Genomic DNA, 26,850 nt, shown 5'->3' with positions numbered 1-26,850 from the left:
AGAAGTGCAAGCGTGGCCGATATTTTAGAAGTAAATAATCTCGGGATGAGATTTGATAAGCAGGAAGTTTTTACTGATCTAAGTTTCAAATTAAAAGCGGGCTCGATGACGGCACTTTTAGGCCCTAATGGTGCTGGTAAGACGACGCTGATTAATATTTTGATGAAGATGTTGGCTCCGACAAGTGGATCGTTTAAGTTCTCCCAGGGGGTTCGGTTAGGTTATGTACCACAATTTCGCAATATCGATGCGGAATACCCATTGTCAATTGAGGCCTTTATCGCGTTAAACACGCCGGTGATTAAAACCGGTAAAATTAAGCAGGCGATTAAAACCCAACTTGAAGAAACTAATTTATATCCTATTAGAAATACTCGAATGGGCGAAGCTTCTGGTGGGCAAAAGCAGCGCGCATACTTGGCGCAGGCTCTGCTTGATAATCCCAACGTGATTATTTTGGATGAAGCAACTGCCAGTCTTGACCCAGTAGCTAAAGATGAATTGATGGGTCTAATTCAGCATTTAAATGAAAAACATCAAATTACCGTTTTATTTGTGACCCATGATGTGCCGCTGGCACGTAAATATATGAAGGATTATCTGTATTTAAATGCTGGTACGATTGAGCAGGGCAAGATGGCTCAGTTTGAGGAGGCGTACGAATAATGTTTGCATTACCATTTATGCGCAACGCCTTTTTGGCCAGCACGTTTATCGCTATCACTTGTGGGACTGTTGGCGTCTATGTCGTGGCTCGTAACTTTAGCTTTTTGGCGCATACTTTGTCAGAAATTGGCTTTGCTGGCGCGGCTTTTGCTGTATGGCTAGGGATAGATCCGTTGTGGGGGATGCTTTTGTTTACCTTAATGGGATCAATCAGTGTTGGCGAACTATCGCTGCATAGTGAGCAAAAGGAATCGTCAATTAGTGCGATTTCTGCCTTGTTTATTGGACTTGGTGTTTTATTCTTGGCTATTTCTGGTGCTAATAGTAATTATGCGACGAATATTTTATTCGGCAGTATTATTGGTGTTGACCGTCAAGGCGTGATTCAATTAGTTGGTTTGTCAGTAATTGTTTTGCTGTTAATCTTTGCAATTCAACGGCAATTAAACTTTGATTCGTTTGACCATATTGGTGCATTAGCTCATGGGGTAAAGACGGGTATGGTTAGCCTGATTTTTCTGATTGCATTAGCGATGTCGGTTTCGGTTGGTGCCCAAATTGTGGGTTCACTGTTAGTGTTTATATTACTGACATTGCCGCCGGCAACTGCTAACTATCTTGGCAAGACGGTTGGTTCAATGATTGCCTGGTCAGTCTTCTTTGCCTTAGTTGGTGTCTGGCTAGGATTGTATTTAGGTTTTGTAACTAATCTGCCGGTAACTTTTTTTATTGCCGTCATTGAAGTTTTTATTTATCTTGTTACTTATTTCACTCATTTAATTAGGCATAATTTATAAGGAAAGATCAAAATTAGAAAGTGATTTACAAGTCGCTTTCTTTTTGCTTGTGAAAAAACAAGCAGTCTTATTGGCGTTATTTTAACATTCTTGAGAAATTTCACTAACTACTGTAAGCATTTGCATGTATAATAGAGATGTAAAAGTTTTACATAAAGGAGTTTTTAAAATGACAGCATATTATAATGGATTTCCCCAAAGTGATCGTGACGAAGCTATTAATATGATTAACGTTGATGAGCTTGAGGAACGTGCAAAAGAAGTCATGCCAGAAGGCGCATATTATTATATTGCCTCAGGTTCAGAAAATGAGTGGACATGGCGGAACAATACCTCTGCTTTTAATCATTTTCAAATTGTACCGCGGGCTTTAACTAATATGGATAATCCGCAAACTGATACTGAATTTATGGGGATGAATTTGAAGACCCCAATTATGATTTCACCTATTGCTTGTCATGGAATTGCTCATAAGGATGCCGAAGTTGCTACTCAAAAGGGTGCAGCAGCAGCTGGAGCATTATTCTCATCAAGTACTTATGGCAATAAGAGTGTTGAAGAAATTGCAGCAGCAGCTCCAGGCGCACCACGTTTCTTCCAACTTTACTTAAGTAAAGATTGGGAATTTAACAAGATGGTCTTTGATGCAATTAAGAAGGCTGGTTACAATGGTATCTTCTTAACTGTTGATGCTTTGGTATCAGGCTATCGTGAAGCTAACTTGAGAACTCAATTTGCTTATCCAGTACCACTAGACTTCTTTACTCGTTACCAAGGCGGTAAGGGTGAAGGTCAAACCGTTGCGCAAATGTACGCTTCATCTGCACAAAAGATTGGTCCAGATGATGTTAAACGGATTAAGGAAATGTCAGGTCTTCCAGTCTTCGTTAAGGGTGTAGTTTGTGCTGAAGATGCATACTTAGCAATGGGTGCTGGTGCTGACGGTATTTACGTTACTAACCATGGTGGCCGTGAAGTTGATAGTGGTCCTGCAACAATTGATATGTTGCCAGAAATCGCCAAGGCAGTAAATCACCGTGTGCCAATTATCTTTGATTCTGGTGTTCGTCGTGGTTCACATGTCTTCAAGGCTTTAGCTTTAGGTGCTGACCTTGTTGGTATCGGCCGTCCTTACCTTTATGCATTAGCTCTTGGTGGTGCTAAGGGTGTTGAATCAGTTATTAAACAATTGAACGATGAATTAGTAATTGATATGCAATTAACTGGCTGCAAGACAATTGAAGATGTTAAGAAAGCACGTTTGACACATTTCAATTACACCACTGATGATTTGAAGTCAAACACAGATCCTTCAAGAATTAAGCCTTACCCTGTAACTAAGGATAACCAAATGAAGGAAGACGAATCAGACGCTGTTTCTGGTGCTTCACAAGCTTAATTAATTTAAAAAATAAAAACTGATGAGGAAAATTCTTCATCAGTTTTTATTTGCAAAGGTTGGCTGGATTTAGCTTTACTAAATAATTACTAATCTCACTTATTAATCATTATTTTTTAACATTAGGGCAAAAAATAATGGACAATCCAGATTTTTCTGTTATAATTGCTAGTTAAATAGCTTAGGAGTAGTAATTCATTTTTCTATTAAGCGAATTTGCGTAGAGTGGAAGGCAAATTAGAAGATGGATGAAGGCGTGCTTAGGCAATAATGCAGTCAATTAATAAGCGGATACTTTGTATCAATAAGAGTGGTACCGCGGGTAAAAACTCGTCTCTTCTTACAGGAATGTAAGAAGGGACGAGTTTTTTATATCTAGGAGGTTAAAAATGAATTTAGAAAATAAACGACGATATAACCAAGAGAGTTCATTTTTAATCAGATATAAGAGCAAGAAGTGAGGAATAAGCAATGAAAAAGGCAATTAAATGGCTCAAGGCTGCCTTAGTAATGCTGGTAACACTGACAATGTTAGTCAATTGTGTTAGTGGTGTGCAGGCGGCTCAAGCACCAAAAGCAACAGATAATTATTTACAAAAGGTCAAACAAAAGGGTGAGTTGATTATGGGGACTAGTCCCGACTTTCCGCCTTATGAATTTGTAAAGAATGTTAATGGTAAGTCAAAAGTATATGGCATGGACATTGAGGTCGGTAAAAAGATTGCCCATGACATGGGTGTTAAGCTCGTTGTTAAGACCATGGACTTTGATTCGCTGCTGGTAGCTCTAGAAACTGGCAAAGTTGACATGGTTATTTCTGGGATGTCGGCTTCACCTAAACGGGCAAAGAGCGTTGCCTTTAGTCAGGTCTATTATGCCAGTGGTCAAGATTTGATTATCAGAAAAGCTGATGCAGACAAATACCACGATTTTCATTCCTTTGATGGCAAAGCAATTGCCGCCCAAACGGGCAGTTTGCAAAGTGATTTAATTAAGAAGCAAGCACCCAAGGTCACGCTGAAAACAATGGATAAAGATAGCGACCTGATTTTGGCATTACAGACACATAAGTTTGATGCGGTTGCAGTTGATTCAGCTTCAGCCGATGCTTATGTTAAAAACACAACGGGGATTATCAATATTCGTTCGGGCTTCAAGGATAAGTCAGTTGGCTCATCCGTTGCCTTTCATAAGGGTGCTCAAAGTTTAGTCAATGCGGCTAATAAGTCAATTGATGAAATTAAAGCAAAAGACTTAATTAAAAAAGACTACTTGCCAATGGCAGGTAAATACTTGGCATCAAATGGTAAGTCCAAAAAATCGGCTAAAATTGATAATTCCATGTGGGCATACAAAGACTTCTTTGTCGCTGGCGTGGGCTACACCTTGTTTATTTCTGTAATTTCTGTCTTCTTTGGCTTCTTGCTAGGTGCAATTCTTGCCTTAATGCGTCTGAGCCGTAATAAAGTTGCCCATTCAATTGCCACGGCTTATATTGAATTTGTTCGTGGTACACCACTGATGGTGCAATTGCTCTTTATTTACTTTGGCTTGGGACTGGTGGTTAATATTCCGGCACTGTTATCTGGGATTATTGCAGTTTCACTTAATTCGGCATCGTATGTTGCGGAGGTTATTCGTTCAGGGATTAACTCAATTGCTCCCGGACAAACCGAAGCTTCACGGTCCTTGGGAATGTCAAGAACAGAAACAATGCGTTACGTCATTATGCCGCAGGCAATGAAAAATATTTGGCCAGCTCTGGGGAATGAATTTGTTTCCTTAATTAAGGAAAGTTCAATCGTATCGGTTATCGGGGTTAAAGATTTGATTTACCAATCAAGAATTGTGCAGGCCGATACTTACCGGGGCGTAATGCCATTAGTAATTACGATGATTCTATACTTTATCATTACGTTTAGCTTGTCTAGTCTGATGAAAGTATTTGAAGGGAAGATGAAACATGAGTAACGAACAACCACTGATTAAAGTTGAGCATTTAAAAAAGACTTTTGGCAATAACGAAGTTTTAAAAGATATTAACGCTGAAGTTAAAGATGGTCAGGTTATCTGTTTGATTGGACCATCAGGTGCTGGTAAAAGTACCTTCTTGCGGTGTTTGAATTTACTGGACCAACCAACTTCTGGGAAGGTAATTTTTGAAGATAAGGAATTAACTGCCTTAAGTGAAGATGAACTGAATACTTTGCGGGAAAAGATGGGCATGGTGTTCCAGCAATTTAACCTCTTCCCGCATATGAGTGTTTTGGAAAATTTAAAATTGGCACCGATGAAGGTCAAGCATGTGACTGATGAAGCGGCAACTACTAAGGCAAAGGAATTACTTGCACAAGTTGGACTGGCTGATAAGGCTGATGCGTTTCCTAGTAGCCTATCGGGAGGTCAGCAGCAACGGGTCGCGATTGCGCGGGCACTGGCAATGGATCCAGAAATGATGCTGTTTGATGAGCCAACCTCGGCACTTGATCCAGAAATGGTTGGCGAAGTACTGAAGGTTATGCAGGATTTGGCTCAAAAAGGGATGACGATGGTTGTTGTTACCCACGAAATGGGCTTTGCCAAGAATGTCGCCAACCAGGTTTGGTTTATGGCGGATGGTTATATTCAGGAGAAGGCAACACCAAGTGAGTTCTTTGCTCACCCAAAGACCGAACGGGCACAGGACTTTTTGGCTAAAGTGTTGGAAGCATAGAGGCTATATAATGGAAGACAAAAAAGCACTTAAGATATTATCTGACTTAATCAGTATTGAATCGGCTAACGATCACGAAACGGAAGTGGCTGATTACCTGGCTAATTTGTTCAAAGATTATCCAGTAAAGATCACGTGGGTTACTTATGCCGAAGATCGTGATAATTTGGTCATTGATATGGGGATGCAGGGACCGTTATTAGGCTTTTCTGGACATGAAGATGTGGTTTCTGCAGGTAGTTTAGATAATTGGCAAACGCCACCATTTACCGCAACTATTAAAGACGGCAACTTGTATGGCCGCGGTGCTAGTGACATGAAGTCAGGATTAGCCGCAATGGTCGTCGCGATGCTTGATTTATTAGAAAGCGGTCAAGAGTTGCCGGGACGCATTCGCTTATTAGCCTCAGTTGGTGAGGAAACAGGCGAATATGGTGCAGCCCAACTAACTAAAGAAGGTTACGCCGACGATCTCGATGGGTTAATTATCGGCGAAGCATCTAACTGTGACATTGTAGTGACGCACAAGGGTGTTATTGATTATTATGTGACTTCCAAAGGTGTAACAGTCCATTCGTCAACACCGGAAAAGGGTAAAAATGCCATTATGCCGCTGGTTGCTTTTGCTCAAAAGGCACAAGCTAAGATGGATAGTCACGACCAAGTAGACCCAGTCTTAGGACCATTGACTCATGTGATTAGTCAAATTCAGGGCGGCAGTCAAATTAATTCGGTTCCAGATAGTGCTTGGCTTTCAGGTAATATTAGAACAACGCCGCTTTATCCGAATGACCAAATTTACAAGGAACTTGAAGAAATTGTGGCTGAGTTGAACCAGCAGGGAGCAGAGCTGACAATTCGTTATAGTTTTCCAGAAGTACCGCTGCCTAACCAGAAGCACACCAAGCTTGCCAAGTTAACGCAAGCTGTCATTAAGGAAACGATGAATTATGGTGGTGATTTTGTCGCCGATACAGGTGCGACCGATGCTTCGGAATATATCCGGGCTGCTGGCGACTTCCCAATTGTAATTATGGGACCGGCACCGGGGGATGTTGCCCACGAACCTAATGAATACACACCAGTAAGTAATTATTTAGCTGGCTGCAAGCTTTACCAAGATTTGGCTTGGAAGTTCTGGCAGGAATATGCAAAATAACAATAAAGGACCAAGGTCATGATTGATTTTGGTCCTTTTATTATTCTTGAAAGTTAAACAGCATATAGTGTTAAAATTAATTGAGGTGAAAAATCTGATGAAAAAATGTTGGCGGCTATTTAAAGTCTTATTTAGACAAAAAACACGCTTAACTTATCGCGTATTTGGCATACAATTATTGGCTACAGTCGTATGTTCATTAATAATGATCTTTACGACGCCGCAGGCAAACCGGTGGGAGTTCTATCCAAACTACTTACAAACGGTCTTTATTTTGTTTTGCTTACTGGCAAATTTAATTTATCTTGGAATTACTTGTTGGCAAAATGAAAAATTTAATCATGACCAGACGTGGCGGTTAATCCCACTACATGATGACCAATTATATTTAACTAATACGATTTCTTCTGGAATTGCGTTTATCTATCTTGATTTTTTATTGGGTATTGAATTGGTAATAATACTAGTGCTGCTTTACCCAGTTGATGAATATACCAGACAGCAGATAGCAGCTTTTGGCTATTGGGTCACGCACTTAACCTTGTTAAAATGTGGGAAGTTACTATTAGCGGCGCTGTTATTATTGCTTATTGGTCTTGCAATTTATCTGACAGTCAGCTGTTTGAATTTTAGCAGTCATACTGTGATTGACTTTTGGTTTGGTAAGTCGCACCGAATTATCACTTGGCTGGTGCGGTTAGTAATGATTATTCTAGTCAGCTGGTTATTGGTGATTAGTTATAACATTTGGTGGGATGTTGTTGCCAATATCAGTCATTTTTTGACTGGTAGTTCTTACCAAGATATGGAAATGATAGTACCCAAAGTCGGTATAATTGGAGATTTTTGGCTCTTCTTATTTTATGACGCGATTGTGTTGGCAGTTGATCTGTGGCTTTTTACTCGTTATGTTGAAGCTAAAATTAATAAATAAAATATATTAATATATTTTATTTAAAACTTTCACACGTTTACAATTGCTATGGCAAATATGATTTGACATTATTCATGGATAGTTATACATTATAACTAGCTGTGTATATATATTACTAATAATGATATGCTTGCCGATGAATTAGTCAAAAGCTATTAAATTTTACTTGCTAGCTTAAATATTATTTAGAATTTTTGGTTAATCCTCTTTATTAGTAATATAGAGGATTTATTTTTTTGCCCTAAATATAAAATTTCAATAGCTTGGAATTAGGCAGATTAACTTTTTGAGACTTGGGGAATAGCATGGAAGACTATTTGAATTTTTATCAAATACTTGGAATAATTCGCAAACATATAATTTTTATTATAACTAGTTTTGTAGTTTGTCTGGTCGCCGCAATAGGCATAGGAAAATTTGTCATCGCGCCGCAATATACGGCAACTACACAAATATTGGTCAACCAAAAGAAAGTTGGCTCTGACCTTAATGGTATTTATCAGGGCCAGCAAGCTGATGTGCAAATGATTAATACGTATAAAGATATTATTACTAATCAAGTGGTCTTAAAAGCTGCTAGTCAAAATTTAGCTAATCCAAGTGATACCATAAAGCCCTATTATGTCAGTGTTAAGCAGCTTCGAAAAGATATTTCAATTACCAGTAATCAAAATTCACAGATCTTTGCTTTAAACGTAAAAAGTCATGATCCAGATGAAGCAGCGACGATTGCTAACGAGATTGCCAGTGTGTTTAAAAGTAAAATCAGTAAAATAATGAGCATTGACAACGTGATGATTGTTTCTAAAGCCTTACCGGTAAAGCAAAAAACATTTCCCAAAACCTCAGTAATGTTATTAATTGGTGCGGGTGTTGGATTGTTAATCGGTTTGAGTTATGCCTTTATTAGAGAAATAACCGATACGGCTGTTAAGGGTGACGAGTTTTTGACGACTGAACTTGGGTTGCCAAATTTGGGTCATATTTTTAGAATCCAGCCAACCCAGAATTACAAGCGGCATCGTTGAGTTTTAATTAGCAAGGATATTTATGAAGATGTTTCATCGCAAAAAAAGCAAAAAATCTACTACAAGTAGCAAAAAAGGAATCAAGCTAATTACTGACACTGATTCGAAAAATATTGTTTCTGAACAATTTCGAACAATTCTAACAAATATAAATTTTTCGGCGGTTAATCATGAATTGAAAACAATTCTAATTACTTCTTCGCAAGCTAATGAAGGGAAGTCGACTGTTTCCGCGAATTTAGCAGTTGCTTGGGCCAAGCAAGGGCGAAAAGTTTTATTTATTGATGCGGATTTGCGTCAGCCAACAATTCAAAGCACATTTGGCTTACACGATAGCCGCCACGGCTTGTCAACAATTTTATCAAGTGATGCAAGTTTTGATTTGGTAGTACATCAGAGTCCAATTAATAATTTAGCAATAATTACTAGTGGCCCTATCCCACCTAATCCAGCGGCACTTTTAGGATCAAGACGAATGGAAAAATTGCTTGCTTATTTTAGAAATTATTATGACTTGCTGGTTTTGGATGTTCCGCCAGTACTCACAGTAACTGATACTCGAGTTATTTCTCCAAAAGTAGACGGTGTTGTGTTGGTTGTTCGTCAAGGTCTAGCGCAAAAGGTTGCTGTTAAGAAGTCTGTGGAACTTTTGCAAAAGGCAAAAGCTAATTTATTAGGCTATGTACTAAATGATGTAGTACCAAAAAACAGGTCATAATGTAAATGATTTCTAAACGATGCAGCGATAAATGATGTTGGTAATTACTCAGCTAACATGTAATCCGAAATTTTTTAAAAAATTCCGAACTACTCAATAAAAGATTGAGCAATATTAGAAAATCCAAGAGATTTTAAATTTGTTGTAGTAAGGAAGAGGGCCAATGGAACTTAAAAATAAAATTTTGCTAGATCAAAATATGATTAATGGACGGAATATGTATCGTTTTTTAAAAAGACGTTTTGATATTGCGTTAAGTCTGTTGGCGCTAATAATTTTAAGTCCACTTTTTCTAGTAATTGCTGTTGCGATTAAATTAGATAAGAGTTCACCTGGGCCAATTTTTTATTCTCAAATTCGAATTGGCAAAAACGGCCGTAAATTTAGAATGTATAAATTTAGGTCAATGGTGGTCGATGCGGATGCACAATTTAATGGCTTGCTTCATAAAAATGAAGTTGCTGGGGCAATGTTTAAAATGAAGAATGATCCGCGCGTGACTAAAGTGGGGAGAATAATTAGGAAGCATAGTTTAGATGAATTGCCACAGCTCTGGAATGTATTAAAAGGGGACATGACGCTAGTTGGACCCAGGCCGCCATTAGAGCGTGAACTAACTGAGTATACAAATTTTGACATGCAAAGACTGGTAGTTAAGCCAGGCTGTACAGGCTTGTGGCAAGTGACAGAAAGAAATGCGGTTAGTTTTTATGAAATGGTCAAAATAGATATTATCTACATCAATAAAGCTAATCTTTGGTTAGATATGCAAATTTTGCTAAAAACTGTCGTTGTTGTTTGCTTTCCTAATACAACCTATTAGATAAAAAAGGAATTACTAATGAAAGTTTGTTTGGTTGGCTCTAGTGGTGGGCACTTAACTCATTTATATCTGCTTGAAAAATTTTGGCGGGATAAGGATCGCTTTTGGGTGACTTTTCCCAAAAAAGATGCAGTAAATTTATTGGCTAAAGAAAAAATGTATTCGTGCTATTTTCCAACTAATCGGAATTTGAAAAATTTAATTAGGAATACTTTTTTGGCAATTAAAATTCTTAAAAAAGAACGACCAAATTTGATAATTTCTTCTGGTGCGGCGGTTGCTGTTCCGTTCTTTTATGTTGGCAAGCTATTGGGAATGAAGACTGTTTATATTGAAGTATTTGACAGAATAAACAAACCGACATTAACGGGAAGACTTGTGTATCCTGTCACTGACTTGTTTATTGTTCAGTGGGAAGAAATGAAGCAGGTCTATCCTAAGGCAAAAAATTTAGGAAGTATTTTTTGATGATTTTTGTAACTGTCGGGACGCACGAGCAATCATTTAATCGTTTAATCAAGAAGGTCGACCAATTAAAGGCCCAGAATAAAATTACGGATGAAGTATTTATCCAGATTGGCTATAGTACTTATTTGCCCCAAAATTGCCGGTATGAAAAATTCATTTCACCAGCCAAAATGCAGGCGCTAATTAACCAGGCTTCGGTAATTATTACTCATGGCGGTCCATCGTCTTTTATTGAAGTCATTAGTCAGGGGAAGACGCCAATTGTGGTTCCGCGTCAGGAAAAATTCAACGAGCATGTTAATAATCATCAATTAATCTTTTGCACTGACTTACAAAAGCGTGGTTTTCCCATTAAAGTTATTACTAATATTGAAGATTTGGCTGAAGCAATTCGTGCCGAAAAAGATAATAAGCAACCTAAGTTTCATAGTAATAATCAAAAGTTCAATCAGAATTTGGAAACTTTGGTGAGGCAATTATTTTGAGGAATACGCAAATGATACCCAAAGTTATTAATTATTGCTGGTTTGGCAAGGCACCTCTGCCACCCGAAGTTCAGCGTTGCATAAGTTCCTGGCAAAAATATTGCCCAGATTATGCGATTGTGCAGTGGGATGAAAGTAATTTTGATGTTAATAAGTACGATTTTATAAGGGAAGCCTATGAAAAACAAAAATGGGCTTTTGTCTCAGATGTCGCAAGGTTAGACATAATCTATCATCATGGTGGCATCTATTTGGATACTGATGTTGAGCTAATTAAGAGTTTGAATTCGGTTCTGGCTGCGGAAGCTTATTTTGGCTGTGAAGATCGGCTGACAATTAATACTGGTGGAGGTTTTGGCGCCGTCAAGGGTAATAAACTTATCTGGGCTAATCTTAATGAGTATCAAAAGCTGCATTTTATTAATCATGACGGCACGTTTAACCAAATGATTTGTACGGATATAACAACACACTTGCTAGCAAAAAGAGGATTTAAATTTAATGGGACTAAGCAAAAGATTGATAATGTAGTTATCTATCCAAGTTCGTATTTTTGTCCTGTAAATTTTTGGCAGGGAAAATTAGCGATTAAGCCGAATACAATTTCGATCCACCATTATGCTGCTTCTTGGAAAGATGAAAAGAATAGGAATGGTAAGGTGCTAGTGATGAAGAAGTATCTGAAGCATTATATTGATTTTCTATTGGGTTATGGTACGTATAACAAAATTAAACGGTTAATCAAGTGATTTTGCAGCTATATAATTGATGATGGGGATTTACGTTTGAAAGTAACAACTATAACTAAATTAATTATTATGATGTCTGTTGTTGTTTCAGTGATGGCAATTCTAAGTGGGGCAGGACTAATCTCTAATTCACTTTCAAGTGCGATTCAAGCAGTTGTGAGTATGCTGGTAATGCTCACAATTCTATTTTCAAATAATAAATTTAGTTATTCTTTTATTTTTCTATTTTTGTTGTCGCTGTTTATTTGTCTAATAAATGGCGCGATGTATATGATTTCGGGTACATTGATGATTACCTTTATTTATGTACTGCATACGACGGTTGGTATTGATTCCAACAAAATATTGAAGTGGTTGGCAATTATCTCGGGGGTAACATTTGGTCTAATAGTATTAGCTAATTTATTAACCGGTCGGGGTGCAAATAACTTTGAAATGTGGCGCGGCAATGGTTATGTTTTTAGAAAATCTTTGGGCTTTACTCATCCTAACGTAGCGATGCAATTATGGCTGGCAGTGGTGCTGGATTTCTGTGCTATTAAACGAGCAAAATTTGAACGTGTGGCTAATTTGGCTGTTGGTATTCTAACCTACATTATTTATACGCAGACGCAGTCTAGAACTTCAACTTATGTTATTTTGCTTTATTGTCTGATTGCATTTATATTGGGGAATAAAATCTATCTGAGAGTTAATGCAACTGTTTCAAAATTAGTTTGCCTAATACCGATTGCACTCTTTGTGCTTTCTTTGTGTACTTTGTTTTACCAATATTCGCCACTATTGAATAATATGCTGTCAGGCAGGTTAGCCCTGTACAAACAATTTTATTCAATGTATGGTATCCATCTGTTAAAAACCCCGCAGCTGGAATCAGCAATGTTTGATAATGGTTATTTGCAGGCATTACTTGCAAAAGGAATGATATTTACTATCCAACTATTATATATTTTGGTGATGATGGGGTGGAAAATTAAAAAAATGCGGATTAAAGATATACTGATCTTCACCATGTACGTCCTGCTTGGCTTCACTGAAACCTCCCTGCAGCACTTTGAATTGTTTATACCTGTTGCAATATTACTAGCATCTAGTGCGTGGCAGGGTAAAGATGTGCAAGTGCAACCCGAACTAAGTTAAAGGCTGATATATGAAAGTTGTTAAAAACTATTTATATAATATTATTTACCAGATTTTTATTGTACTTGTACCTTTAGTTACTACGCCGTATATTGCGCAAGTTGTTGGGCCTCGAGGTGTAGGAATTAGTTCCTTTACTACTGCGACAATGCAATACTTTATTCTGCTAGGCAGTATTGGCATTAATTTATACGCTGAACGGCAAATCGCTTTTGTTCGTGATAATCATGAATTAGTCACACAAACTTTTTATGAAATTTTATTTTTAAAAATTGGTACAAGTATTTTATCGTTTTTACTATTTCTGATTTTTTTGTCATGCATTAAGCAATATCACATCTATTATTGGGCACAATCATTTTCGCTGGTTGCCTCTGCTCTTGATATTTCATGGCTTTTTATGGGTGTGGAAAATTTTTCTGTAACTGTTATCAGAAACTTTATTGTAAAGATACTAACGGTTATTAGTATCTTTATTTTTGTTAAATCTCCTGCAGATTTGGTCAAATATATCCTGATTTCATCGGTCTCACTATTAATTGGCAACTTGACAATGTTTCCGAGTTTGAAAAAGTACGTTGGTCATCCTAACTTTAGGTCGTTAGCTATTTTGCGCCACCTTAAACCAGCACTAGCTTTATTTATCCCGCAAGTGGCTTCACAGATATACTGGGTATTGAATAAAACTATGCTGGGATCGTTAAAGAGTGTTCAAGCAGCAGGTTATTTTGACCAGTCAGACAAGATTGTAAAAATGTTGTTAGGAATAGTCACAGCAACGGGAACGGTGATGTTGCCGCACGTTGCCAATGCCTTTGCCAATAGAAATTATCGTAAAACAAAAGAATATCTGTATAAAAGTTTTTCGTTTGTTTCTGCAATTTCAGTGCCAATGACCTTTGGATTGTTAGTAATTGCACATAAACTTATTCCGTTATTTTTAACGGTCCAATTTACTGACGTAATTCCAATTATGATGGTTGAATCTTTTGTAGTCTTGCCGATTGCTTGGAGTAACGTGCTTGGTAACCAGTATTTGTTGCCAACTAATCAAAATAGAAATTATACTATTTCGGTTATTTTAGGGGCAGTTGTCAACGTACTGGGTAATATTATTTTAATTATCTTGAATGGTGCAGTTGGTGCTGCACTGGCAACAGTTATTTCGGAAGCGGCAATAACTGGCTATCAACTTTGGGTAATTCGAAGACAAGTGCATTTTCATGAATTATTCCATGAGTTTGACAAGTATTTATTTGCAGGCTTAATTATGTACGTATGTGTTCTGTGGCTTGATCGCGTGGTTGCTACTAGTTGGTCAATGTTAATAGTCGAAGTTATGGTCGGATTTGTTGTTTATTTAGCAGTATTATTTGTTCTAAAAGCTTCAATCTTAACAGTTTTTAAAGAGTTGGTTAATTAGCTTATTTAGAAAACAATTTTGCAATAGCTCTAATTAGCAAGTAGCCCATAATGAAGCCTAAGCCATTAGCGATCACGTCATTGATGTCAACCCAGCGGGCTGCAAGTGATAGGTTATCCAAAATAAACTGAGTTACTTCAATGAAGCAGCCAATTGCAATACCGGTAATCGTGATTAGCTTTAATTGCCACCGGTATTTTGTTATTGCTGCAATAATTATCCCTAACGGAATGGTCATTAAGATATTTAGCCAAAAACCTAGTTGACCAATTTCTTGAAAGGGAACGTAGGCCACGGGAGCCTGACCAACCATAATATAGGAAATTTGCTGATTACTAGCAGGCAAATTGACAGGCAGGCTGGGGGAGAAACATAAGTATCCTACTGCAGCGATCAAGATAAGTAATAGCAGCCAAGCGGCTGTATGGAAGTGCTTTTTCATGAATTTGATCCTTTAAAGAGATTATTGATTGTAAAATTTTAACCGTAATTGTTTTGTTTATAAACTAAAAACGACTTCTTAATCAGAAGTCGTTTTCTTGATGTGAGAAACTTTTTTGTTTCCTTTAATAGTTATATTATTTTTTTGCATAACCTGCAAGTATTATTTGTAATTGAATGTTTACTTTAGGCAAGTAAAACCGCATCGTCTTTTAATTCAGTGCCAACGTGCTGCTGGAAAAGATCCATTAACTTGGGGACAGTCATCTTTTTCTTTTCTTCACCCGCAAGGTCGAGTGCGATTTTACCCTGATGAAGCATAATTAACCGGTTGCCATAGCGGATTGCATCTTCCATATTGTGCGTAACCATGAAGGCAGTTAATTCTTGCTCGTTGATTAATTTTTCGGTTAATTGCATAACCGTGATTGAAGTCTGAGGGTCAAGAGCAGCAGTGTGTTCGTCAAGTAGGATTAAGTCGGGGCGTTTGAGGGTGGCCATTAATAAGGTAATTGCTTGACGCTGACCACCAGAGAGTAGGCCAATTTCGGCATTTAAGCGATTTTCTAAGTTTAGGTCAAGTTGGGCAAGCTGCTTTTTAAAAAATTCACGGTCTTGACCTTTAACACCAGCACGAAAAGTTCGATGCTGTCCGCGCTTCATTGCAAGGGCAAGGTTTTCTTCAACAGTTAAGCGAACAGCGGTCCCCATTTTGGGGTCCTGAAAGACCCGACTGATATTTTTGGCTCTTTTGGTAACTGACAGTTTGGTAATATCTTCGCCGTTTAGGATAATCTGCCCTTCTTGAATTGGCAAGGTTCCAGCAATACTGTTGAGCAAAGTCGATTTGCCGGCCCCATTACTACCGATAATTGTGACAAAGTCGCCTGCGTTTAATTCGAGGTCAATGCCGCGCAAGACGCGATTTTCATTAACTGTGCCCTGTTCAAAAGTTTGGTGGAGATTTTTAATTTTTAGTACGTGAGACATTCTTAGTTCCTCTCTTATGTAAGTGAAAGTTGGGTAGGGCAAGGCAGATGATTAAGACCAAAGCTGAAGCTAATTTAGCATCCGAAGGTTGAACGTTCATCTGGAAGACCAATGCCAGAATTATCCGGTAAATAATCGCACCTAAGACCAGTGTTAGCAGTCGTGCGGCAATTCCCAAATTATGAACCAATACTTCCGCAATAATAATTGAGGCAAGCCCAACAACTAGCGTCCCAACACCAGAGTTAAGGTCAGCGAAGCCGTTATTTTGCGCGAGCAGGGCACCGGAGAGGGCGATACAACCGTTAGAAATCATGTAACCGCAAATTTTCATGCTTTGGGTTTTAATACCATTGGCTGCACTCATTTCTGGATTGTCACCAGTTGCCCGCATAGCTAAGCCAATCTCAGTTCTAAAAAAGGCAATTAAGATAATAATTACTAATAAAGCAATGATCGCGCCCATTACAATTACCGCATTGGTGCGTGATAGGCCCCAGTTTTGGGCAATGGTAAAGATTGTATCTTTGCCTAATAGGGAGACATTGGCGGCATTTTTCATTACGCGAGAAGTAATCGAATATAAGCCGGTCATGGTAACAATCCCAGCGAGTAAGTCAGGAATCTTTAACTTAGTGTTCAAGATACCCGTGATTAATCCGGCGACCATGCCGCCGCCAAATGCGGCAATTGTGGCGATAATTGGATTAACGCCCTGAATTAAGCACATGGTAGTAATTGCCCCACCAAGCGGGAAGCTGCCTTCGGCCGTCATGTCAGCCAGATCTAAAACTCGGAATGTCAAGTAAACACCAATTGCCATCAGTGACCAGAGCAGACCTTGGGACGTGGCTGAAATAAGTAAATCTCCAAAAGTATTCATTATAAATTATTATTCCTTATCTAGTTTAATTATTTAGGTGCTTTAATTGAGTTAGGATTGATCCCCAATGCCTTAGCCATCTTCTTATTAACGACTAATTTTAGGTTGTTCGCTTTTTCAACAGGCATGTTTTCTGGTTTAGCTTTGCCTGATAGAATTTTAGCGGCCATTTTACCGGTTTGTCTGCCAAGGGCTTCATAGTCGATTCCGATTGAGGCTAAGCCGCCATCTTTGATTTGGTCAGTTGAACCGGCAACTAATGGAATTTTCTTTTCCTTAACGACTTTACCAATTAGTGAAGAAGCTGAAGCGAAAGTATTGTCTGTTGGGACGTATATTCCTTGAACTTTATCTGCCAATGTTTCTGTAACTTGTTGCACATCGTTGGTTGAATTGGCTGTTTTGACAATAACCTTAACGCCGGCCTTCTTAAGTGCGGCAATTGCTAGGTCAGCTTGAATTTTAGAATTGGCTTCACCAGCGTTGTACATAATTCCGATCGTCTTAGCCTTCGGGACAATGGACAGCAGTAATTTGATTTGCTTGTCAATTGAGACCATATCGGTTGTTCCTGTAACGTTTCTTCCTGGTTTAGTTTCGGAATTAACGAGTTTTGCGGCCTTAAGGTCGGTAACGGCAGTAACAACAGTTGGGATTTTGTTTGTGGCGTTAGCTAAACTCTGTGCAGCTGGAGTGGCAATACCCAATAGTAAATCAGATTTTTCATTAATTAATTTATCACTCATACTTTTCAGGTTATCCTGACTGTTTTGGGCATTTTGGTAATCAATTTTCAGGTTTTTGCCTTCGACGTAACCACCATCTTTTAACCCTTCTTTGAAGCCTTTATAAGCATCATCAAGGGATGGATGCTGGACAACCTGCAGGACCCCGACATGCTTAACGGCTGTTTTACTAGTTTTGTTTTGACTGCAGCCGCCGAGCAGTAGTAGACCTGCTAGACTAACACCAGTAATTAATTTCTTGAGACGATGATTCATTGTGATTTCCTCCATAAAAAAATATCCACTTATTTCTAAGTGGATACCTCAAAATCATCTTTAAATAAATTGTTGTGATTAGCCACTTAGAAGTATGTGACTAATTGCAACCAAACTGCTTTAGCCATCATAGATAAACTCAAACTTGGGTTCCGTTTGAATTCACCTAGATGAACTCAAACATTATCTAAAATAGCTAAAGTAAAAACGAGTATTCAATTGTAATCTGCGACATTCTATTGTATTCATCAGAATTACCTCCAACTCTTAATGGCTAAATTATAAAATACTTAAAAAATAAAGTCAAATAAATTAATAAATTACTTTGTAAAATTGCTTTCGACAATTTGTTCGAACTCATCTAATCGCTTGCTAAAAATGGCAAAGGCGTCTTCTAAGTAATCAGGCTTCGTCATGTCAACGCCGGCGCGCTTCATGATTTCTACAGGATAGTCACTGGAGCCGGACTTCAGATAACCAAGATAAGCTTCGCGCTGGCTGTCAGTGCCGTGGACAATATTATTAGCTAAGGCAGTTGCCGCCGCAAAACCAGTGGCGTATTGGTAAACATAAAAGTTATAGTAAAAGTGGGGGATCCGGGCCCATTCTTTAGCAATGTCACCGCCAGGTTCAACACTGTTGCCATAGTAACGCTGGTTTAGATCACCATAGAAATTGTTAAGCCGATCAGCAGTCAGCGGCTCGCCGTTCGCATCTTGCTCGTGGATAAACTGTTCAAATTCTGCAAATTGGGTTTGTCTAAAGAGTGTACCTTTGAAGGAATCAAGGTAGTAGTTTAGGACAAAGGCGCGGGTTTTGGGGTCAGTGACATGATCCAAGAAGTATTCTGTTAGAATATTTTCGTTAGTTGTTGACGCGATTTCAGCGACAAAGATAGGGTAATCGCCGTACACGTAAGGCTGAGTTTCACGTGTGTACATGCTGTGGACGGAGTGACCAGTTTCATGAACCAGTGTGTACAGTGAATCGATATTGTCTTCCCAATTGAGCAATTCATAGGGATCGGTATCGTAAGAACCGCCAGAATATGCTCCTGTGGCTTTATTTTGCGATTCAACGACATCAATGACGCGGTTATTAAAGATGTAGTCAACGTGTTTTAGGTAGTCAGCACCTAGTGGAGCCAAAGCCTGTTTGGCTTCTTGCTTGGCTTCATCAAAGGTGTAGGACATTAGCGGCTTACCAGTTAATGGCACGTACATGTCCCACATTTGTAAATCGTCTAAACCAAGGATCTTTTGGCGTAAAGCAACATAGCGGTGAAGTAGGTCAAGGTGGGAGTCAACTTCTTTAATTAAAGTGTCATAGACTACGGTTGGAACGCCATTTTCATGTAAAGCGGCACTGCGTGCGGAATCATAATTATGTACTTTAGCGTTGTAATTATGTTCCTTGACAACACCAGAAAGTGTTGAGGCCAGCGAATTTTCGAATTGACCGTAAGTAGCGTACATTGAATCAAAGGCATCTTGGCGCACGTCGCGATTTTGCGATTGAATTAATAAAGAATACAAACCATCGGAAAGCTGCACCATGTCACCATCATCATTTTGGACGTAGCCGTATTCCATGTCAGAATTGGTGAGGACGTTGAAGGTGTTTTCGGAAGTGCTCATGGCATCGCCAGCATCGGCTACTAGTTTTTCTTCTTTAGCTGACAAGGTGTGCGGCCGCATTTGGGTAATCTGGTCGAGCCAGTGGTCGTAATTTTTAAGCCGCGGTTCTTCTTCTTTAAATTGGCTTAGTTTTGCTTCAGAAATCCCCAAAATTGCGGGATTAATAAAAGAAGTTGCGGCATCAAATTGACTGGCTAAGGCTTGAACTTGAGCAACATAACCTAAATAGTGGGCGTTGCTCGTATCAACATCGCTGGACAATGTCGCGTAGGCATAGAGTTTTTCCAATTTACGACCAACTGCTAAGATTTCGGTTAGGCCATCATATAAATCATGTCCTGAGCTGGTAAAATTCGCCTGCAATTTGCTTAAAGTTTGTATTTTTGTTTTGGCTGTTGTATATTCGTGTTCCCAGTCAGTATCAGATTTAAAAACGCGGGTTAAATCCCATTTTAATTCTTCGTCAACGGCGGTTCTTTTTGGAATTGTCATTAAAAAATTCTCCTTTTGTGTATCTAATTAATGTTAATAATGATTATGCTAAAAAGCAAAAAATAAGATATTATTAATTATATTTGATAATATTTTAATTCAAGTTTAAAAGTGTTACAAATACATTGGACAGTTATTGGAAGGGAATAGATAAAGGAATGAATCCAAACTCTAAACGAAGAGAAGACTATCACCACCGCTCTTCTTTAAATCTTCATCGCAATCATGCCTTCGCGGCTCCGGCCGCTGCTTTAAAAGGAAATGCGTTTTTGCGCATTGTGGGGATTGTTGCGGTTCTGTGTGTTAGCTGCGGTTTAGCTTGGGCAGCACACATGTATTTTAGCTTACATAGCGCAATTGACGGTCAAGATGGTAACACTGCAACTTCCGCACGAATTGCTAATAAACAGCCGATTTCGGTTTTAATTCTTGGCGTTGACCAGGGAATTGAAGGTCGTCATGACAAGGGGAATTCTGATACCTTAATTTTAGCGACGGCTAATCCTGATAAGAATAAAGCGACGATGACTTCGATTCCTCGTGATACTTTGGTTAATATCTTGGGTGACCCAGGCGATAAATATAATATGTTCCGAATTAATTCGGCTTATGGTGTCGGCGGCAGTAGTGCATCAATGAAGACTGTTTCGGCGCTCGTTAATGTGCCGATTAATTATTACATCGAAGTTAATATGAAGGCATTGAAAAACTTGGTAGACGCCGTTGGCGGTGTTGATGTCAACGTGCCATTTAAGTTCTCGTATGACTGGTGTGATTTTCATAAAGGAAAGCAACATTTAAATGGTCGGCATGCAGTTGCTTATGTTCGGATGCGCCACGATGATCCTCGCGGCGATTATGGCCGGCAGATGCGCCAGCGGCAGGTAATTACGGCAGTTGTCCACAAGGCAATGTCGGTCAATACGCTTACTAATTATCGTAAGTTGGTTAAGATCTTTACTAAATATGTCAAAACCAATTTAACTTTCAATGATATGCTTGCCTTAGCAATGAACTATCGCGGCTGCATGGACAACCTGGAGAGCGGTTATATTCAAGGGCATGATGCCTGGATTAATGGGTCTTCAATTCAGGTCGCCTCAACTGCTATTCTGCAAAAAACTTCGGATCAATTGCGGACTAATTTGGGTCTTGAAACGGAGACTTTAGATAATGATGAGACGCGGCTTAATAAGTTAAACGAAGAACGAAATAGCATTAAGTGGAAGGATCCAAATGCTTTCACTAATTATCAGATTTATTCCTCGGTTGTTTCTAACGATACTAATAATGACAATCCGGCTGACGATTCAAATTCAAATAGCAGCAATAATAATATTTTTGGTAATTAGCTTTTTAGGAGGGCAAAATGCATAAAAAATCACTTTTTCCAGTTATTTATGGCTTAATTTCGGCATTGATTGCCTTTATTGCTGCCTTTTTTGTCTGCTTGCGCAGCTTTGGCTGGACAATACCCAATGCGGGGTTAACTGCGGGCGGTTTTGCTTTAGCCTTTTTTGTCTGGTCGTGGTTTCGCGGGCATGCATCTGTTGAGATTAAGCGGATTACCAGAGAATATCACTTGTCCGATCAAGATTTAGCGCGGATTACGGGAATGAAGGCTAGCGATTTTCCGGTTTATCAAGACAAATTACAACTGATTTTGCCTAAACGTTATTGGCCGCAGGTTCTGCAGGCACTGCAAAAGTATGAGCAGGAACGTAAACAGGCAGGAATGTAATAGAAAAAAGCAATATCTGATTCAAAATCAGGTATTGCTTTTTTAGTTAAATTAAACCATCTTCGACCAAGCATTCGGCGATTTCAACGGTGTTCCAAGCTGCGCCCTTAAGCAAGTTGTCGGAAACAATCCACAAATTGAAGGCACCGGGATTTTCTTCATCGGCACGCAAACGACCGACAAAAGTTTCGCGCTTGCCAGCTGCAGTTAGCGGCTGCGGGTAGAGCTGCTCTGCTGGCTTGTCTTGAACAATAATTCCCGGCATTTTCATTAATTGCTGTCTTAAATCTGCAACTGTTGCTTTTTTATCAGCAACTTCAATGTAAACTGATTCGCCGTGGCCAAGTTCCACTGGGACTCTGACACAGGTTGCGGTGACCTTGATGTCGGGACTATCCATGTCGTCCAGTAAAATCTTTTTGGTTTCGTGGATCATCTTCCATTCCTCGTGAGTGTAGCCGTTATCTTCAAAAACGTCAATTTGCGGCAGAAGGTTGAAGGCCAATGGATAGTGGTGCGGTTCGCCTTTAACTGGCGTAATTTTGGCGGTCATTGCTTCATTATTTAGGCGCTGCTGCGCTTGGCGCAGCATTTCGTTCCAGGCAGCTTGACCGGCACCGGAAACCGCTTGGTAGGTTGAGACGATAACTTGTTTCAGCCCAAAAGCATGATAAATTGGTGCTAAGGCGATTACCATTTGGATAGTTGAGCAGTTGGGGTTGGCAATAATCCCGTGGTGTTTTTTTAGCGCTTCGCGATTAACTTCTGGAATTACGAGCGGGACATCAGGGTCCATACGAAAGGCGCTGGTGTTGTCGACACAGACGGCACCACTTTGAACGGCAATGGGAAGAAACTTTTGGGAGACATTGCCACCAGCAGATGCCAAAACTAAATCGACATTTTTAAATGAATCTGGCGTGGTTTTTTCGACTGTTAAGGATTCATTTTTGAATTTTAGGACTTTACCGGCTGATCTGGCAGAAGCGAGCAGCTTTAAGTTTTTAACGGGAATATTCGACTCTGCCAATTGACTAATTAAGCGGCTGCCGACAGCGCCGGTAGCTCCTAAGATTGCAACGTTATAACCATTCATATTATTACTTCCTTAATTATTTAAAAACTCGGTTATTCTTGTGAGTGCTTCACGAATTTTTTCAGGGCTAGCTGCGTAAGAAAAGCGAACATAGCCAATTCCGCCATCGCCGAAGGCACTGCCGGGAATACAACCGACGCGGGCTTTTTGTGCTAGGTCGTACGCAAACTTTATATCGTCAGTGCCATATTCAGCGGGAATTTTGACGAATAAGTAAAACGCACCTTCTGGCGGAATAATCTCAAGACCTAGTTGACTTAGACCAGTGCTAATCAGGTCTTTGCGTTCAGCGTAAATTTTGCTGGCGTTTTGCGGATCACGATCGCCGTTTACTGATAATGCTTCGGCGGCAGCAACTTGCGTCATATTGGGGACGGCGGTTACTAACAGTCCGTGCGTGGTAGTCAGCAGTTTAGTTACTTTTTGCGGGGCAGCGATGTAGCCGACACGGTAACCGGTCATGGCGTGGGATTTAGACAAGCCGCTAATTAGGATTGTTTGCTTAGGAAGACAGCGTGCGATGGAATAATGCTTGGTGTCGTATATTAACTCACTATAAATTTCATCGGAAATCACGTATAGCTGGTGTTTTTCTAAGATAGCGGCCAATTTTTTGATTAAACTCTCGGGATATTCACGGCCGGTTGGATTATTGGGATAATTCAGGATGATGCCCTTGGCATTAGGATGTGCTGCCAAAGTTTGCGCTAATTTCTCTGGCTGCAATAAAAAATCATCTTCAGCCGTATTGATAGTAACTGCCTTAACGCCAAATAGGTGCAGCAGTGAAAAGTAAAGCGCGAAAGTAGGCGTGGGAACGATGACTTCATTGCCGGCGTTAAAGAGCGAAACAATCGTGGTCGCAATGGCTTCAGTAGCTCCAACGGTAACAGTTACTTCTGTTTCAGGGTCATAGGTTAAATTCTGTTTGCGTTTTAGATATTCACTAACTGCGCGACATAATCTAAGATCACCCATTTGGCGGCCGTAATGTGACTCGTTATTGTTGATGCTGGCAATCGCGGCTTGTTTGACATGTTCTGGTGTATCTAGGTCAGGTTCGCCCACAGTTAATTTAATAATTCCGGGAATCCCAGAAATCTCTTGGTCAAATTTGCGAATGGCTGATGGCGTTGTGGTTAGTAAACGCTGATTGGCAATTGCTTCTAAGTTAGCAGCTAGTTCTGGCATAAAATATACTCCTTCAGATTAAATTAAGTTTTCAAGACCAACAATCAGTTCATCGAGCTGCAGAACTTGCTTTAGGGCGAGTTCGACGCCGGACATAAATGAATTGCGGTCAAATGAGTCCTGTCTGATAGTTAAAGCTTCCCCCGCACCACCAAACAAAACCTGTTCGTGGGCAACATAACCGGGTAAGCGGACCGCGTGAATTGGTACGCCGTAATAATCGCCGCCGCGTGCGGGGTTGTCGTTAAAGGCGGCAGTTGTTTGAGGATCCCGATTTTGGGCAATTTCTTGGGCAGTTTTGATTGCCGTTCCCGATGGTGCGTCTTTTTTGTCGGCATGGTGCATTTCAATAATTTCTGCATTAGGGAAATATGCCGCTGCCATTTTAGCAAATTTCATTAATAAGACTGCTGACAAGCCGAAGTTGGGGGCAATAATACCGCCAACTTTGAGTTGCTTAGCCAAGGTCTGCAGCTTGGTAGTTTGGCTATCAGTTAATCCTGAGGTGCCAATAACGGGTCTGATCTGGTGATCAATTGCGAATTTGGTATTGGTGTAAACGGCACTGGGAGTAGTGAAGTCAAGCCAGATGTCGTATTGCCCAGTAATATCTGCCAGCTTGGTAAAAACTGCGGTACTTTGGTCTAAATGATAGTCACTTGGATCAAGGCTATTTAGGTGAGGCGATAGGACTGCTGCTAGTTGATAGTTTGGCAATTTTTGTACTAGCTTGACAGCTCGCTGTCCCATTGCCCCATTGAAGCCAGCAATTAAAACTTTAATCATGCTTAATCTCCTAACTGTAATCTGATCGGTTGACTTAAATTATCGTTTGGCAGTCCGAGTGCACGGGCGAGTTGCTTTTGTTCATCGTCATTTAAGTTAGCGATTGGCAAACGGCAGCCGCCAGTATGGAAGCCTTGAGCATTTAGTGTAGCTTTAACGCCGGATGGTGACGGAAACATGAACAAGGCTGCCATTTTCGGTGTTAACTTACGCTGCCAAGCTCCAGCTTCGGCAATGTTACCGGCAGCTAGCGCTTGGTACATTTGTTTCATTTGGTCGCCATAAAGGTGAGAAGCAACGGAAATTATTCCTTGAGCACCGACGGTTTTAGCCGCCAAGCTTTGTGCATCTTCACCGCTGAAAACCAAAAAGTCATCGGGTGCATGTTCAACCAAGTATTCCAAGTCTTCAACAGTAGTGCATTGCTTAACACCAATGATTTGGGGATTTTTAGCTAATTCCAAAATAGTAGCGTTGCTCATTGTGACACCAGTACGTCCGGGGATGTTGTAGATAATGATTGGCAGCGGTGAATGGGCTGCAACTGCGGTAAAGTGGGCAATCATTCCTCGCTGATTAGGCTTGTTGTAGTAGGGAACGACCACTAATTGTGCCGCCAGTCCTTCTATCTGACTGACCTGTCTGCTCAATTCAATCGTAGCTTGCGTGTTATTAGAGCCAGTACCAACGATTACGGGCACACGATTGCCTGTAATTTCAACAAATTTTTGGTAAAGTTCCAACTTTTCTTCATTAGATAAGGTGGCGACTTCACCAGTGGTGCCGCCAACAACGAAGCCTTGGCTGCCGTGGTCTAATAAGTAATTGACCAGTTCCTCGAGCCCTGAATAATTAATCGTGTCATCATCGTTAAACGGGGTGACGATAGCTGTTAAAATTTCTGCATCTTGTAATAACATTGTTAATCCTTTCTATTAATTGTGCTGCATTCGTCTTTTTAAAAAGCCAGTTACGGTTTGCACGCCAATTGGGATTGCTCGCTCATTAGGGTTAAAATTTGCTGAGTGCAGGGAGCCATGTTCACCGACACCTAACCAGAACATTGCCCCCGGGATATGATTAGTTAAATAACCAAAATCCTCACCGGTCATTGCCGGTTCAGTTTCGACAAAGTTGATTTGGGGTGCTTGTTTAAGATAATTAATCAAATCTGCGGTTAAGCTTGGGTCATTTTCAACTGGAAAATAACCGCCTTGGTTAAAGTTAATCTTGATATCCGCGCCGTAGCTTGTGGCTATGCCGGCAGCGACTTCACGCAAGCGCTGTTTAATTAGAACAATCATGTCTTGAGTTAAACCGCGAATTGTGCCTTCGATATGGGCATTGCCAGCAATGGCATTACGGACACTGCCAGCGGTCATTTTGCCTAAAGTAATGACACCAGCCTTTAGTGGGTCAATACTTCGCGAAATAATGGTTTGTACTTGAGTGATAAATTGCGCAGCAGCAACAATCATGTCATTAGCATTTTGCGGGTAGGCGGCGTGACCATCTTGCCCGATAAAGTCAACGTTGACCTCGGTTGTTCCGGCAAACAGGGTGCCTTGTCTAGTTCCAATGGTTCCCACTGGTAATTGCGGGGTGTCGTGCAATGCGTAAATTTCGTCTACGGCAAATTTACCGCTGAAAAGCTGCTGGTCATAAGCGATTTTGGCGCCACTCTCACTTTCTTCGGCTGGCTGGAAGAAGAAGACCAAATTATCTTGCGGCTGGTGATTAGCAAAGTAGCTTAAAGCGCCAAGGGCAATCGTCATGTGTAAATCGTGACCGCAGGCATGCATAACACCGTGATGTTGTGATTGATACGGCAGGTTATTTTGTTCAGTAACGGGCAAGCCGTCAATGTCTGCCCGGTAACCGATCGTCTTGTTAGCATGTTTCCCTTTGACGTGCACCATAATTGCCGTTGGTAATTCGGGGAAAGTCTTAATTGTTAAAAATTGCTGCGGCAATTCGCTAATTAATTGCAGCAATAATTTCTGCGTTGCTGTTTCTTTTAATGCCAGTTCGGGAATTTGGTGGAGCTGGCGTCTAATTCTGACTAACTTCTGTTCGATAAATTCAGTCAT

General features: G+C 40.0%; 27 protein-coding genes. 17 read left to right on the top strand and 10 right to left on the bottom strand.

The window, feature by feature from the left end:
- The first annotated feature begins 45 nt into the window (after positions 1–45).
- The 15 genes from OZX58_RS07235 (at position 46) to OZX58_RS07165 (ending at position 14,502) form a co-directional block, all read left to right on the top strand.
- Positions 46–666: an ATP-binding cassette domain-containing protein gene (locus tag OZX58_RS07235; RefSeq protein ID WP_277141778.1), complete on the top strand. Its 621-nt coding sequence runs from the start codon at positions 46–48 to the stop codon at positions 664–666.
- The gene (locus OZX58_RS07230) at positions 666–1,463 is read left to right on the top strand and encodes a metal ABC transporter permease (RefSeq protein WP_277140831.1); all 798 of its coding nucleotides are present in this window, start codon (positions 666–668) and stop codon (positions 1,461–1,463) included. Before OZX58_RS07235 ends, OZX58_RS07230 begins: the two co-directional genes overlap by 1 nt.
- A 169-nt stretch (positions 1,464–1,632) precedes the next feature.
- On the top strand, positions 1,633–2,862 hold the full coding sequence (locus tag OZX58_RS07225) for a lactate oxidase (protein ID WP_277130389.1): 1,230 nt from the start codon (positions 1,633–1,635) through the stop codon (positions 2,860–2,862).
- A gap of 471 nt (positions 2,863–3,333) precedes the next feature.
- On the top strand, positions 3,334–4,833 hold the full coding sequence (locus OZX58_RS07220; protein ID WP_277140830.1) for an ABC transporter substrate-binding protein/permease: 1,500 nt from the start codon (positions 3,334–3,336) through the stop codon (positions 4,831–4,833).
- Positions 4,826–5,575, top strand: coding sequence for an amino acid ABC transporter ATP-binding protein (locus OZX58_RS07215; RefSeq protein WP_277130393.1), 750 nt, complete (start codon positions 4,826–4,828; stop codon positions 5,573–5,575). Before OZX58_RS07220 ends, OZX58_RS07215 begins: the two co-directional genes overlap by 8 nt.
- A 10-nt stretch (positions 5,576–5,585) precedes the next feature.
- A complete protein-coding gene (locus tag OZX58_RS07210) occupies positions 5,586–6,734 on the top strand; it encodes an ArgE/DapE family deacylase (RefSeq protein WP_277140829.1) in 1,149 nt (382 codons plus the stop codon).
- A gap of 97 nt (positions 6,735–6,831) precedes the next feature.
- Positions 6,832–7,668 (top strand): hypothetical protein, encoded by an 837-nt coding sequence (locus OZX58_RS07205; RefSeq protein ID WP_277140828.1) that lies wholly within the window; start codon positions 6,832–6,834, stop codon positions 7,666–7,668.
- Between the two features lie 305 nt (positions 7,669–7,973).
- Positions 7,974–8,696, top strand: coding sequence for a Wzz/FepE/Etk N-terminal domain-containing protein (locus OZX58_RS07200; RefSeq protein ID WP_277140827.1), 723 nt, complete (start codon positions 7,974–7,976; stop codon positions 8,694–8,696).
- 22 nt (positions 8,697–8,718) lie between these two features.
- A complete protein-coding gene (locus OZX58_RS07195; protein WP_277140826.1) occupies positions 8,719–9,414 on the top strand; it encodes a CpsD/CapB family tyrosine-protein kinase in 696 nt (231 codons plus the stop codon).
- A gap of 163 nt (positions 9,415–9,577) precedes the next feature.
- Positions 9,578–10,237 (top strand): sugar transferase, encoded by a 660-nt coding sequence (locus OZX58_RS07190; RefSeq protein ID WP_277140825.1) that lies wholly within the window; start codon positions 9,578–9,580, stop codon positions 10,235–10,237.
- Between the two features lie 18 nt (positions 10,238–10,255).
- A complete protein-coding gene (gene pssD, locus OZX58_RS07185) occupies positions 10,256–10,705 on the top strand; it encodes a PssD/Cps14F family polysaccharide biosynthesis glycosyltransferase (protein WP_277140824.1) in 450 nt (149 codons plus the stop codon).
- Positions 10,705–11,190 carry a glycosyltransferase gene (locus OZX58_RS07180; protein ID WP_277140823.1) on the top strand — a complete coding sequence of 162 codons (486 nt, stop codon included), beginning with the start codon at positions 10,705–10,707 and terminating at the stop codon, positions 11,188–11,190. The genes pssD and OZX58_RS07180 overlap by 1 nt, the downstream gene beginning before the upstream one ends.
- 11 nt (positions 11,191–11,201) lie before the next feature.
- A complete protein-coding gene (locus OZX58_RS07175) occupies positions 11,202–11,939 on the top strand; it encodes a glycosyltransferase (protein ID WP_277140822.1) in 738 nt (245 codons plus the stop codon).
- A 36-nt stretch (positions 11,940–11,975) separates the two neighbouring features.
- Positions 11,976–13,079, top strand: a complete 1,104-nt coding sequence (locus OZX58_RS07170) for a polysaccharide polymerase (protein ID WP_277140821.1) — start codon at positions 11,976–11,978, stop codon at positions 13,077–13,079.
- 10 nt (positions 13,080–13,089) lie between these two features.
- On the top strand, positions 13,090–14,502 hold the full coding sequence (locus OZX58_RS07165; RefSeq protein ID WP_277140820.1) for a flippase: 1,413 nt from the start codon (positions 13,090–13,092) through the stop codon (positions 14,500–14,502).
- 1 nt (position 14,503) lies between these two features.
- Here OZX58_RS07165 and OZX58_RS07160 read toward each other — a convergent pair whose 3' ends face one another.
- From OZX58_RS07160 to pepF, 5 genes are all read right to left on the bottom strand, one after another.
- The gene (locus OZX58_RS07160) at positions 14,504–14,944 is read right to left on the bottom strand and encodes a VanZ family protein (protein WP_277140819.1); all 441 of its coding nucleotides are present in this window, start codon (positions 14,942–14,944) and stop codon (positions 14,504–14,506) included.
- A 185-nt stretch (positions 14,945–15,129) separates the two neighbouring features.
- Positions 15,130–15,933: an ABC transporter ATP-binding protein gene (locus OZX58_RS07155; RefSeq protein ID WP_277130413.1), complete on the bottom strand. Its 804-nt coding sequence runs from the start codon at positions 15,931–15,933 to the stop codon at positions 15,130–15,132.
- Positions 15,911–16,816, bottom strand: a complete 906-nt coding sequence (locus tag OZX58_RS07150; protein WP_277140818.1) for an ABC transporter permease — start codon at positions 16,814–16,816, stop codon at positions 15,911–15,913. Before OZX58_RS07150 ends, OZX58_RS07155 begins: the two co-directional genes overlap by 23 nt.
- Before the next feature lie 29 nt (positions 16,817–16,845).
- A complete protein-coding gene (locus OZX58_RS07145; protein ID WP_277130417.1) occupies positions 16,846–17,817 on the bottom strand; it encodes an ABC transporter substrate-binding protein in 972 nt (323 codons plus the stop codon).
- Between the two features lie 320 nt (positions 17,818–18,137).
- Positions 18,138–19,946 (bottom strand): oligoendopeptidase F, encoded by a 1,809-nt coding sequence (gene pepF, locus OZX58_RS07140; protein WP_277140817.1) that lies wholly within the window; start codon positions 19,944–19,946, stop codon positions 18,138–18,140.
- 158 nt (positions 19,947–20,104) lie between these two features.
- On the opposite strand from pepF, the gene OZX58_RS07135 reads away from it, so the two are divergent.
- Both OZX58_RS07135 and OZX58_RS07130 read left to right on the top strand, forming a co-directional pair.
- Complete coding sequence (locus OZX58_RS07135) at positions 20,105–21,298, top strand: LCP family protein (RefSeq protein WP_277140816.1); 1,194 nt, start codon at positions 20,105–20,107, stop codon at positions 21,296–21,298.
- Between the two features lie 17 nt (positions 21,299–21,315).
- Positions 21,316–21,687 carry a hypothetical protein gene (locus OZX58_RS07130; RefSeq protein ID WP_277140815.1) on the top strand — a complete coding sequence of 124 codons (372 nt, stop codon included), beginning with the start codon at positions 21,316–21,318 and terminating at the stop codon, positions 21,685–21,687.
- A gap of 46 nt (positions 21,688–21,733) precedes the next feature.
- On the opposite strand, the gene OZX58_RS07125 is transcribed toward OZX58_RS07130, so the two are convergent.
- From OZX58_RS07125 to OZX58_RS07105, 5 genes are read right to left on the bottom strand one after another with little or no spacing between them, the layout of a single operon-like run.
- Positions 21,734–22,783: an aspartate-semialdehyde dehydrogenase gene (locus OZX58_RS07125; protein WP_277140814.1), complete on the bottom strand. Its 1,050-nt coding sequence runs from the start codon at positions 22,781–22,783 to the stop codon at positions 21,734–21,736.
- A gap of 12 nt (positions 22,784–22,795) precedes the next feature.
- Positions 22,796–23,974: an aminotransferase class I/II-fold pyridoxal phosphate-dependent enzyme gene (locus OZX58_RS07120; protein WP_277140813.1), complete on the bottom strand. Its 1,179-nt coding sequence runs from the start codon at positions 23,972–23,974 to the stop codon at positions 22,796–22,798.
- Positions 23,975–23,992: 18 nt separating this feature from the next.
- Positions 23,993–24,760, bottom strand: coding sequence for a 4-hydroxy-tetrahydrodipicolinate reductase (gene dapB / locus OZX58_RS07115; RefSeq protein WP_277140812.1), 768 nt, complete (start codon positions 24,758–24,760; stop codon positions 23,993–23,995).
- Positions 24,761–24,762: 2 nt separating this feature from the next.
- The gene (dapA, locus tag OZX58_RS07110) at positions 24,763–25,680 is read right to left on the bottom strand and encodes a 4-hydroxy-tetrahydrodipicolinate synthase (RefSeq protein WP_277140811.1); all 918 of its coding nucleotides are present in this window, start codon (positions 25,678–25,680) and stop codon (positions 24,763–24,765) included.
- A 15-nt stretch (positions 25,681–25,695) separates the two neighbouring features.
- The gene (locus OZX58_RS07105; RefSeq protein WP_277140810.1) at positions 25,696–26,850 is read right to left on the bottom strand and encodes an N-acetyldiaminopimelate deacetylase; all 1,155 of its coding nucleotides are present in this window, start codon (positions 26,848–26,850) and stop codon (positions 25,696–25,698) included.

It is taken from the genome of Lactobacillus sp. ESL0680 (genome assembly GCF_029392855.1).
Classification (GTDB): domain Bacteria; phylum Bacillota; class Bacilli; order Lactobacillales; family Lactobacillaceae; genus Lactobacillus.
This window is presented reverse-complemented; position numbering and strand designations above follow the sequence as displayed.